The 11,702-nt window shown below is 41.3% G+C and carries 8 protein-coding genes; 3 read left to right on the top strand and 5 right to left on the bottom strand.

The window, feature by feature from the left end; all coding sequences use genetic code 11:
• Positions 1-18: 18 nt before the first annotated feature.
• Both cas3f and cas1f read right to left on the bottom strand, forming a co-directional pair.
• Positions 19-3,450, bottom strand: a complete 3,432-nt coding sequence (gene cas3f, locus OCI93_RS16510) for a type I-F CRISPR-associated helicase Cas3f (RefSeq protein ID WP_261626845.1) — start codon at positions 3,448-3,450, stop codon at positions 19-21.
• Complete coding sequence (gene cas1f, locus OCI93_RS16505) at positions 3,447-4,424, bottom strand: type I-F CRISPR-associated endonuclease Cas1f (protein ID WP_261626844.1); 978 nt, start codon at positions 4,422-4,424, stop codon at positions 3,447-3,449. The genes cas3f and cas1f overlap by 4 nt, the downstream gene beginning before the upstream one ends.
• 775 nt (positions 4,425-5,199) lie before the next feature.
• On the opposite strand from cas1f, the gene OCI93_RS16500 reads away from it, so the two are divergent.
• Both OCI93_RS16500 and OCI93_RS16495 read left to right on the top strand, forming a co-directional pair.
• Positions 5,200-6,357 (top strand): hypothetical protein, encoded by a 1,158-nt coding sequence (locus OCI93_RS16500; protein ID WP_261626843.1) that lies wholly within the window; start codon positions 5,200-5,202, stop codon positions 6,355-6,357.
• Positions 6,354-7,295: a hypothetical protein gene (locus OCI93_RS16495; protein ID WP_261594453.1), complete on the top strand. Its 942-nt coding sequence runs from the start codon at positions 6,354-6,356 to the stop codon at positions 7,293-7,295. The genes OCI93_RS16500 and OCI93_RS16495 overlap by 4 nt, the downstream gene beginning before the upstream one ends.
• Positions 7,296-8,038: 743 nt before the next feature.
• On the opposite strand, the gene OCI93_RS16490 is transcribed toward OCI93_RS16495, so the two are convergent.
• Positions 8,039-8,989 carry an ABC transporter substrate-binding protein gene (locus tag OCI93_RS16490; protein ID WP_261626842.1) on the bottom strand — a complete coding sequence of 317 codons (951 nt, stop codon included), beginning with the start codon at positions 8,987-8,989 and terminating at the stop codon, positions 8,039-8,041.
• Between the two features lie 74 nt (positions 8,990-9,063).
• Positions 9,064-9,936, bottom strand: coding sequence for an AraC family transcriptional regulator (locus OCI93_RS16485; protein WP_261626841.1), 873 nt, complete (start codon positions 9,934-9,936; stop codon positions 9,064-9,066).
• A 213-nt stretch (positions 9,937-10,149) separates the two neighbouring features.
• Between OCI93_RS16485 and OCI93_RS16480 the strand changes: the two genes are divergently transcribed.
• Entirely contained in the window at positions 10,150-10,581 is a 432-nt protein-coding gene (locus tag OCI93_RS16480) for a DoxX family protein (protein ID WP_261626840.1), read from the top strand.
• Positions 10,582-10,706: 125 nt separating this feature from the next.
• Here OCI93_RS16480 and sbnB read toward each other — a convergent pair whose 3' ends face one another.
• The gene (gene sbnB, locus OCI93_RS16475) at positions 10,707-11,702 is read right to left on the bottom strand and encodes a 2,3-diaminopropionate biosynthesis protein SbnB (RefSeq protein WP_261594457.1); all 996 of its coding nucleotides are present in this window, start codon (positions 11,700-11,702) and stop codon (positions 10,707-10,709) included.

Here is an 11,702-nt window from a genome sequence, read left to right as displayed (position 1 = left end):
GCGTGTTGTTTGTTCACATCAATTGATCAATTCTACTAACCCTAGCTGATCGTTATAGGCGTAATGTTTATTTTCATTATGTGTAAAACTCAGCTCCCCATATTTTTGCGATATTAACCGCTGGCTATGTGGCAAGCTGCTATGGTGCGATTGCTCAGCCATATCAATACAAGCTTGATTATAGTCTCGTATTAGCCACAACCTTGCTGTAGCCTGAGGGCTTAATTCAATGCGTTTTATACTTAAAATATCCTCTCTATCGACGGCATGACCTTGGTCGTCTTTTTCACAAAAGCGGCTTTGCTGCGAATACTGATCAAACACTAAAAATACTTTTAAGGTCGGTGTGCCTTTTCTAAATGGAGCCAAATACTGTGGCAGGGCCGTTAAAAACCAATGGTGTTTAAGCCAACCCTGCATAGTTGCGGGGCTTGTTTGCGGTTTTTTCTCTTTTGCGGTGGTGTAATATGCCAAGCTACTCAAAATGGCGGCATGTTCAAGCTCTGCTAAGTCTTGAGCTTGTGTGTTACGAAACACATACTGAGCGTTGATATGCTCAGGTTTACAAATTCTGGGTATAGCATCTAAACATTTTGCCACCTGCCCTACCTCTATTAGCTGCGTTAAGTCGTGCGTAATTAATCGGCAGTAGTTTTCAAACCCCGGCTTGATATAGGCTTTATTACCCTCTTCATGATAGTGCTTAATCGCCCTCCAATTGTATTGCAGCAAGGCAATGTTAGGCGTTGTTATTGCCTCTTTTCTATGCCTTCGCACACGCCCTGCCAACTGAATTATTGAACGATAAGATGACGGCTCAATCACCGCCCAATCAAAGTCATGATCGCGGCCTACTTCTTCCACTGGCGTGGCCACCAGCACAAACATAACGTGTTGAGTCTCTAGCTTTATTCTTGCAATTTGATTTAAGTGTGTACGTACCACAGGGTGGCTCAACGCTTGAGGCTGCTCACCTTGTGCCTCCTTGCGCTTTAATACTTGATCTAAGTGCTGCTCTTGTATTGAGCGCATCAGCAATACTTGCTGAGAATGATAGGCCATCACCCTTACTTGCGTGTCAGCAGGCCAATTATCGTATTCAAGTAAGTGCTGAGTCAGCGCTACACAAGGTTTTATGTTAGCTACCCGCACTACCCCAAACGACACCTTGAGCTGCGTTTGTGTATCAACAAAGTGATGGTTTAAATGTTTATCGCGGGCGCTTTGAGCCACCACATCAAAGTACTGAGCTTGCTTACTTATAATAACTTGCTGCTGATGATGGTTTTGCCCTTGGTGTCGCTCAATAATGTTATAGCAATGGCTTATTTTCGCCTTACGTCTAACAGGTTGCTCAGCCAATTTTGAGGCTCTTTTATTTACAAACTGCTGATGCTCTTGACGGTATATGCCAATTGATTTTGGGGTATCATCTTCGCTGTAATGATTGGTCGTCACTTGCGTTGAAAACTCATCGGCCCATGCGCAACCTATTGCCGTACTGGTACTGCGTACTGAGGCATAAAGCAGCCAACCATCTCGATACGCCTTAAAATACCCCTCTGCCAATGAAGGCGGAATGGTTGCTGACGAGATCATCACTTTGCGACCTAACATGCCTGCTAAATGAATTAAACGCCCGATTGCGATTAAGTCATCGCCTGTAAAATCGTCTACTTCATCAATAACTAAGTCTGACGACATCAATCGCAATGTTGGCAAAATATAACGTCCACCACGCTTAGTTTCTGTGGCCGCCATCATGTGGTCTATGGTGCAAGCAAGCACTGGCGCATATAAGAACTGCTTGTCTCGCTTATCTTTTAGTACGGTAGTTAAGCCCTCTTCAGGAATATCACATTCAAAATCAACGTCTTCATTTAATAATGGCGCTAACGACTCTGAACCTGTATGTTCAAACGGCACTTGCGACTCAACCACTTTATTTTTGTTATGTAGTTCCATAACCGCACGCGAACCAATCAGTACTGCCAGCTCAGTGCTATCTAAGCCAACTCGCTCTCGGTATTCATCGCCAGTTTGCAAGGTGAGCGTGCGTAAGCCTAAAGCTAATATATATCTTAAACTTTTGGCATCCTCAGAGAGTGCTCGCATAATTTTTGCATTGGCAAACGTTTTACCGCACCCTGTGCTTGCCATATTTACCGCAAAAAAGCCAAACTGCTTTTGCTGTTCAGTGATAGTTTGCCGCCACTGAGTAATTTTGCTCACGGCTTTATCTTGCCACTGGTAGCCTTCAGGGCTTAGTTTGCGTAGATTATCTAAATCTTTAGCTTGTGGAGGCTCACGTTCAAATGCAGGTAGCATATGCGCGGTTTTAATCGCATTACGAGCAACACCTACCAAATGTTCATCCAGTTTTTGCTTTAACTCTCTCGTTACGCTGTCGGTGTTTGCAAACAACCCTATTTTGTTTTGCCACTTTTTATCTGCCTGTTGCGATGAGTAATAATGATCGCCAAGCATAAGGCATAATCTTGCGTGAGTAAGGACCACTCGATAGCTATCATTTGCTATCACTGTCTTTGCTTGCGCTACATTATCAAGTAAGCGTAATGACCACCTTTTTACTTGGCTCAGCCATGGTTTTGAATTACTCATTAACCCATGTGGAAACCTAAAGCAATCGGTTAAGCGTTTTGCAAATGCGGGGTCATCGTGACGGTTTTCATAACCCCACTCTTTACTGATTGCTCTAAGTACATCATCTAAAGACTGAGCAGATTCTGACTTGTAACCTCGGCACGCCTCTACAGTTTTAGGCAATGGCAAACGGTGGTGCGATACAATCAACCAAGCAACTAGTTTAGCTACGGGCGGCAGCCCCGCAATAGGCTTGGGTTTATCTTGACTGACAAACGTCATCATTTTAGTTTCATCAAGCTCCCCGTGACTCAAAGCACTTAACCAAGCTTGATCTGTGTCACCCTCTATGGAGTCTATAAACGCTCGTAGTAATAATAGCGAGATCCATTCATGCCTAATGGGGTCACCTTTATATTTATTACTGCTGTTAGGTTGCAACTTTTCTTGAAATACTACGGTAGCTTTGCCCCAATCATGAAACAGTGCCGACACGCCAACCAGCGCTTTAATTAATGGCAAAAAGTGCCAATCATTTGCTACGTCGCTATTAAGTTGTATTCTGCGCGTATAATTAACGGGCACCACACCTTGCTCATCAAATTTACTGCGCTTGCCCACCACCCACAACAACTGGCTTCTTGCGCGAGAGCGGATCCAGTGGCAACTTACGGCTGTACTGCGGCTAGCGGTTTTACGTAGCATTTTTTTAACAGTGAGTAAGCCATCTTCGGTGATCAATGTTTGCCATGTGTTATCACCAATACGGTTAGCAAATGCATCTAACACTCGGCGAGTTTTCTTTAAAGCGTTTTTCTCGCACTGACTTACAAAAGTGACCATCATAAGTTTTGTGCCTCGATAGCCTCGGCGGTGTAATGTTGCAACGCAACTTGTTTTACTGTTTCAAACATAAAGTCGAGCGCTTTATGATCAGTAAATGCTCGCAGTACTTGTTGTCTAAACTCTTGCTCTGTGGCGTTTTCTTTGGCGCATATAAATGCCCAAGGTAAAACTAACGCATCTTTGACTAAGTCGGCTACGTCGAATACCAAAGCCCCTCTTCGGGTTTTTCCATGTAGTACTGCAAAGCCATGAGGAATGCCTAGCACCCACAAACAACTTGCCGCCAAACCATAAGCTAAATAATTACCATGGTTTAAAAAGTCATTGGCTTTGTCGGTACTTTGGTGCTGGCGGGTAAAGTCTTTTATATCAGTATTATTAGCCGCGAATCTATACAACACCTTGGTCAATTGTGCTTCTGTCAGTAACAAATCTGATTGCTTTTTGGCATCGCCAGTACGCTTATTAAAAGTGCTCAGTGCGGTTTGTATTGCATCATTATTAAAATCAAACCCTTCGAGTTTAAGTTCTCGGTCTTTGTTCCACACTTTTTCTAAAAACTGAATACGCGCCTGTTGAAATGTTTTTGCAGCTGCTAAGCGCTGCTCATCATCAAACCAAAACTTTAACCAACCATGCAAATACTCTGTTGGTCGATATTCACTTTGTGGTGTAAACCATTCAACTTCACACGACATATGTAAAGGCGTACTCCCTCCACCACAAAACCCTACTAACACACCAGCTTGAGCCAACATACGCATGGCTGCTTGCGTGATTGACGTGCCATTACCAAGCAGCAATACCGTAGTATTGGCTATCGGAATATTAAAATATTGATTCTCGTGCTTAGCTTCTGTGAGGTAGAGCACTCGACCGTCTTTTTGCATTACGCGGCAATATTCTAAGTAATACATGTTTGCACGTTTAGAGTGTAAAATAGTTTTTAAATCTGACGGGCTAAAATCTTCCATGTAAGCCACTGTACCTAAAAATTACAAAGTGTTAACTTTTACAGTAAAGACTTATCGATTGAAATACAACAATTCGAGATTAGCTCCTCAACATTTATTGAGATAGAACAAACAAGTCAGAGTAAATTTAAGTGATCACTTACTAGCCCTTGGCGTTAAACATTTCTTAATTTATAGCAAAACTCTGCCGAACTTATATTAGTGTAATTGCTTTTGCGGTTGCGGGGTGCAAGAGCGGTGCTATCTACAAGGTTTGATTGCCTAACAATAACTCACTTAAGTAAGTAAGTAAGTAAGTAAGTAAGTTTAATGGTATTGCACGAACGCTATCCACTCACCGCGCATTTATTGGCTTTTAAATACAGATAGTTTTTTAGTTACTTTAAGCCACCCGCACTACTAAAGTGAAACCTTTGATATGCACAGTATATTTGGGGAATACAACTTAACGTTAACCCCCTTTACACTTTAATTAGTGCGAAACAACATGTTGAACTTAATTCATAGAAACTAGGCACTACTTTTTGCTTTATTTTACCGTTATAGCTAAGAATAGAGAGTGTATTGAATACCAAAAAAATCTGACCGTGGTTGTTTTATATACACTAGGTTGTGCGGAGTGCAATTTGACTAGACGGTCAATATCCCTGTTTGATTAATACTTTTGCTAACATCAAGCTTTAATTAATTTCACCTTCTAATTTGTTTATTTATTGTAAATTTACACTAAAGTGATGGTGGTTTTATTAGGAACTCACTAAACAAGGAAAGACTTATGAAATACCTACTATCGGTGCTGTGTGCACTTTTATTTAGCTCTATAAGCTTGGCATTACATGCGATGCCAGCTAAACATTCACCACTTACAATGACCTCTGAATTTGATTATAACGGACTTATTATCGAACCCAATGGTAGTGGCTACTTTGGTTATCAATCGTTCAGTAATACCAGTGAAGTAACTCTATACCCAAAAAATGGTAATACTGCGACTTGGACCCTAACTTTACGCTACAGCAATGGTAAACCTGCCACCGGCGTTAATGTAAATATAACCGCTCAGCCATCTTGGTTAACGGCTCCTAGCTGGCGCCACAAAAATGCCATGGCTGCACGTTTTCCACGTAGCTCGCAAAGCAAAGTAAAATTGCGCATTGACCAAGGTATTTTTCGCCTTAAAGCACCGTTTTCTCCAAGCAGTGCTGTAACTGACAGCCAAGGCCAAGTAAAAGTGACCATAAATAACTTTCACTCTTGTGGTAACAGCAACCAACCCGGCGCTGACTTATTAACGGCAAACGCTGCAGGCCAACAGTTAAAAGTTACGGTAAAGTGTGCAGTATCGGGCTTGGTAAACATTCCAGATAGAGCCAGCCAAGGTTTAACTACCGCAGGGTTAGTAGGTCGACATATAAACCCAGCTGTACTTACTGCAATGCAAAATCTAGGCACTGCATGGAAAAACGTATCATCAAAGCCCGCTGGTATGCCAAATTATTTAACGATAACTGGGGCTACTATGCGCTGGGGAGGCATTAATCCACCACATTTTACACACAAATTTGGTGGTACATTAGATATTCGGCCAATAGGTACTAAATCTGGTCCGGTCAGTGTGGGAGATGCGCATTATCACCGTGGTGCAACTCAAGCGATTGTTAACGCCTTGGTACAAATGGGTGCTACTAAAATTATTTTTGCCGATAACTTAAAAGGCGTTACTGACGTTAAAGCCAACCACAAAAACCATCTACATGTGAGTTTTTTAACAGAGCCTTTAGAGCCTTGGTTAAGCACAGATGAAACCGTATTAGATGATGAAGGGTTACCTTTAATCGATTACAGTAATTCGTATGAGGTCAGCCACTTTATTCCTCAAGTAAAAACACTGCAAACCACCGACTTTAATTTAAACTTTGTAGCACCTAAATGATCAATAAAGCTTACAAATATGGGCCACTATTGTGTGGCCTAGTCTTCGCCTGTGTTAATGCTTGTGAATTGGCTTGGCTTAACGAAAAAGTGGCGCTTGTGCCATCGCAAGAGCAAGCTGACTGTGCGGCGTTGCAGTCACCCAATAGCCAGTTACGCCAAGTAAAAGGTTTAACTAGCACAGCAAAAAAACCTAGCTATGCAAATGCAGCAACACCACTAAACTACAATTGGGTAACAGAACATTGTGATTTGCACACTGAAGACTTAACCTTAGTTTGTGCGTTAAATGGTAAAAAAACGCACGCCACTTTGCCTTTAATACCATCTAAAAATCTCACCCTGAGTTACAACCATTGGCAACTAAATGGCTACTATTTTATTGGTATTACCGATAACAACCCTGAGTCAACACTGGGGTTTGTTAGGTTTGATAATAATGCATCACCTTCTTGGCTAAATAATCAAAATGCTTGCCAACACGGTTTAAGCACAGAAGTTATAAAACTAAACAGTGGTCAATATTTGTGTAATAGCCTAGCGGGTGGATGGCAACACAGTACTTTGCAAGCCCTCCCTGCGCCCTGCACTGCCCCGCAACAAATGCTACACGATAGCAATGGTATTTGGGCTTTGCAGTATGAACGAGATAGTATCAGCTGGCAGGTATGTCAATTGAGTTTAGATAACGCACAGCTTTTGCAAGCCTATCTGTATTCACCTGATATTTCAGCGACATTAGCCGCACTTAATTTAATCTCAACTCACACAACCACTATAGCAGCTCTATACGGAGAGTTTGATAATGCGCAAGCTTACGCCTTAGCGGTTACCTCGGTATCATCTTTAAAAAAAGGCGATTTGAACAAAACGTTTGATTATCAAATTCCTGTTAGTCAACTGCTCTACCGCTTGCAAAATGTGCCTTTAAGTGACTAATGGATTTATGTCACCCTGAACTTGTTTCAGGGCATATATTCTGCAATCGCCATAAGATCCTGACCTTCGTCAGGATGACAATGCGTGCGAGTAGTCGGCTTTGGTCACTCTACGATGGTGGATTTATGTCACCCTGAACTTGTTTCAGGGCCTATATTTTATATTCTGTAATCGCCATAAGCTCCTGACCTTCGTCAGGATGACAATGCGTGTGAGTCGTCGGCTTTAGTCACTCTACGATGGTGGATTTATGTCACCCTGAACTTGTTTCTGGGCCCATTCTTTATATTCTGCAATAACCAAACAAGCTCCTGACCTTCGTCAGGATGACGATGCGTGTGAGTAGTCGGCTTTAGTCACTCTACGATAGTGGGTTTATGTCACCCTGAACTTGTTTCAGGGCCTATTTTTTATATTCTGTAATCGCCCATAAGATCCTGACCTTCGTCAGGATGACAATGTGTGTGAGTAGTCGGCTTTGGTCACTCTGCGATGGTGGATTTATGTCACGAGTTTGTCATCCTGAACTTGTTTCAGAGCCTATTTTTTATATCCTGCAATAACCAAACAAGCTCCTGACCTTCGTCAGGATGACAATGTGAGTAACTTACAAGGTCCTAACCTGCGCCAGGATGACAATGCGTGTGCTTGCACAATGCACCATATTTGATTTGCTTTATTTTAAATCTTTAGACACTCATATCAGCTAGAGTGTAAACGGGGTTTACACTCTAGTTTTTCTATTACCTGCGATTATCACAGCTGGGGGAAGTTAACCAATGCTGCCAGCGTGTAGGGTTGTGTTGCAACCAATCAATACTTACTTGCTCACTGCTTTGTGATTGCTGATTAACTTGTAATGCAAACTGTGCTAAATCTGAGCTATTAAAAGTCATATTTTCTAAAATTGAAAAAGCACATGGAAGTGCTTTTGGAAACTCCTTGGCAGCTACTTTTTTAATCCAACCAGTAGCGGGGTTACCACAATCATGTAAAAACTGCTTATTCATTCCCCACTCTGGCTTAGTCTCGCACTCGGGTGCATAAGCAGGAAAATCTACAAATTGCCCTTGGTACTGCACATCCACCCAGTTTGGGGTCCAATTAAATAATAAAACAGGTTGATTTAACTTGTATGCCTGTTTAAGTATGGTTACCAAAGCGGCATCATCAGGTAAGCTTTCAATACGATAGTTAAGCCCCAATGCCCTTACTCTCGCATGGTCGTTTTTCTCCCAAGGGCCCGTATAATAAACACCTCTAGGGTCATCTCCTTTACTAAATAGATGTGCACAGTCATTTAATGCTTGCCAATCAGGCAGCTTAGGGCATAAAAGCTCCACATAGCTTGGGTACCACCAATCCTCTCTGGTTTCTATGGGATAGCTGCCCGCCTCTTGCAGGTCGTTAGAAGCGATTAATTGCGCTAATTTATCTTCCATAGTGCCTTGCCATACTTCAACTTGAACATCTACATAGTTGTATTTTAAGTAGTACCATTGTCCATCTGTAGGTAAGGGTACAAATTTTGAGTCAATATTCACTTTACTTAATAACTGGCTATAAATATGTGAGATCACATGTTGGCTGGCCCAGTCATTCAGTATAATGCGAACTGTTTGTGCATGGAGCGCTTGAGGTAAACTCAGCAGCATCGCTGTTATACAATAAAGTAACTTTTTGCGCTGGAGCATAATCACGTAACTCATCATTTATGTATAAATAAGTTATAGTTGCTCTTGTATGAGTTTGCGACCTAACTTTTTAGCTATGCTAAAGGCAAATATACATCAGTTCGTAAGTCGCATTCGTCAACTTCGTGAATGAGGTTTAAATACTCAAAAAAGCATGGATGACTACCTAGTTGCTCGCCACTTTTTGGCAGCCAGTGTTGATATAGCGCGTAAATTGTTGTTTCTAAAGTGTCATGACTGCCAAAGTGCGTGGCTTTTGCACAGCGCATAGCGGGAATAATACCTTCCTTTACGCCAAATTCGTTTTCAGTAATGTTTGTACTGCCATGGTGAAGCGAACCGCATATTTTAAACTTAAACGCTTGCTCTTCCATAATATTAGGATCGCCGTTTGGAATACCAAAAGTTCGGCTGTTGGCAATAGCAGAACGTCGGCTTTGTCTTCGCCAAGCAACAAACTTCGCGGCACTTTCGTACACTCTTTGTGGGTCTCCTTGATGCATTAAATAGGCGATGGGTGTTTGTTCAAATGCTACCGTCAACACCTTTACGCTGTCTTCTTCTACTGCTGGCAAAGTAAACTCAAATACACGATACCAATTGGGCCAATTTGGTGTTTGTCTAAACTGACTAGGCGTTTGTTTAAAGGTGCGCTTAAATGCGCGTGCGAAAGCTTCACTGCTGTCAAACTGGGCACCTAAAGCAATATCGGTAATTTTAGTATCAAGCTCAAATGCAAGTTGAAAAGACGCCCGCTTAAAACGCGCTAACTGCAAAAATTTAACTACACTCACACCGGTATACGCTAAAAATACCCGGTGAAAATGGTATCGAGATAGTGCTGCCACTTCACTTAGGAGAGTTAAATCTAGCTGCAGATCCAAGTTGTGATTAATATAGTCACATACCCTTTTTATCCGCTTTTCTAACGCGTCCTCATTACTCATTGTCTTTAAGCCTCAGTTGTTTAAATTGTTTAGTATGAATTTAACAATGCGCTTTGTCTTGATTGAAGTTGCTGTTTATTGCCTGCAATCATTCTTTATAAAAGAATGATTATCTCTAAATATAATAATTTTAATTCATAAAAAAGAATTTAAACTCTGTGTATCAGTCAATCATTGCTGACTTAAACAATTTACACTTTTTGAGGAATTATCATGAACATATTTAATCCATTTTCCAACAACACTATCTTGGCAAATACATCTGTACTTTTGGCACGTTTTGGTTTGTCTGCAATTTTTATTCTAGCCGGTTTAAATAAAGTTCAATATTTTGAGGGTAATGCTCAGTATATGGCTTCGGCTGGTTTACCTTCTGAATTACTCCCATTAGTAATCGCCTTTGAGTTAGTCGGTGGCTTATTGATTTTGAGTGGTTTGTTAAGTCGAGTAACCGCACTGGCCTTTGCAGGTTTTAGCATTGTAAGTGCAGTGCTGTTTCATGCTAACTTAGCAGACCAAATACAGTTTATTATGTTCTTTAAGAACATTGCGATTGCAGGGGGATTTTTAATGCTCGCAGCGCATGGTGCTGGCCAGTGGAGTATAGATCAGGTACTTAGCAATAATAAAAACATACCTAAATAGCTTCAACTCTAGATAAGCGAGGTTACCCAATAGAGTATATGCCTAGCTTAATGAAGATAAAACAATTCTTCATAACAATATGCCAGCACATTTTTTGGCTGGCATATTCAACTGATAAACTAGTTCTAACTGTAAGGCTGTGGGAAGAAATCATCAACTTCAAGTAAATCTTCCGCAGAGGTGTCATTGTAAATTTGATACCCAAGCATCACATCAAGAATTCCCATTCCAAATGGTGAGTATATTCTAGGTTTACTAAAATCAGGTTTAACTTCCTGCTTAATGAGATTGACTATGTTACCAGCCATAAACGCACGGTTTCCACTAAGCTGCTCAGCAAGCTGCAAGGAAGTATTTGCTTTAATCGCATGCTCGACATCATCTGCAAAATTTTGCCCTAATATAATCAACTCAGGCGCAATATCTCGTAAAGACATATGAATGACTGTAGGGTTATGTGCAAATAATGCTTGATCGCTTACATATGGACTGATTGCTGAAGTTGCAAAAATAACCATATCAGTGCGTGCAATTACTGAGACATCATCACTACCAATGCCGTTTATGTGTGGAAATTTTTCACAGAACTGGTTCGCTCTTTTCAGGTCTAGGTCAATGACTGTCATCTTGTCTATCTGCCAACCTGTTTGCTCTAGCAAACTCACTATAGTATGTGATATAAGCCCACTTCCTACTATAGCCAAATGCTCAATCTTACCCGGTGTGGTATGCAGATATTTAGCACCAAGTACTGCTGAAGCAGCTGTCCTAAATGAAGAGATTTGCGCACCTTCTAAACAAGCAATAGGATAACCCGTTTGACGATCATTCAAAATAACAACAGCAGAAGCTCGGTCAAGACCTTCTGTTAAGTTACCTGGAAAACTCGCAATCCATTTAATGCCAGATACAGGAGCTTGCGCTGACTCAATTGAGGCAGGCAATGCGATGATACGATTTTGAGGTTGCTCTGGGTAACGTAAAAAGTAGCTATCAGGGCAAATCGTTTTCCCTGAAGCAAATTGGCAATAGCAATCAGCAACACTATCGAGCAACTTTTCACCATGATTATTTAACCATTGTGTAATAGCTTTTGCACCGATAACCTTAAATGATTTCAT

The sequence above is a fragment of the Pseudoalteromonas holothuriae genome, from assembly GCF_945859825.1.
Lineage (GTDB): Bacteria > Pseudomonadota > Gammaproteobacteria > Enterobacterales > Alteromonadaceae > Pseudoalteromonas > Pseudoalteromonas holothuriae.
This window is presented reverse-complemented; position numbering and strand designations above follow the sequence as displayed.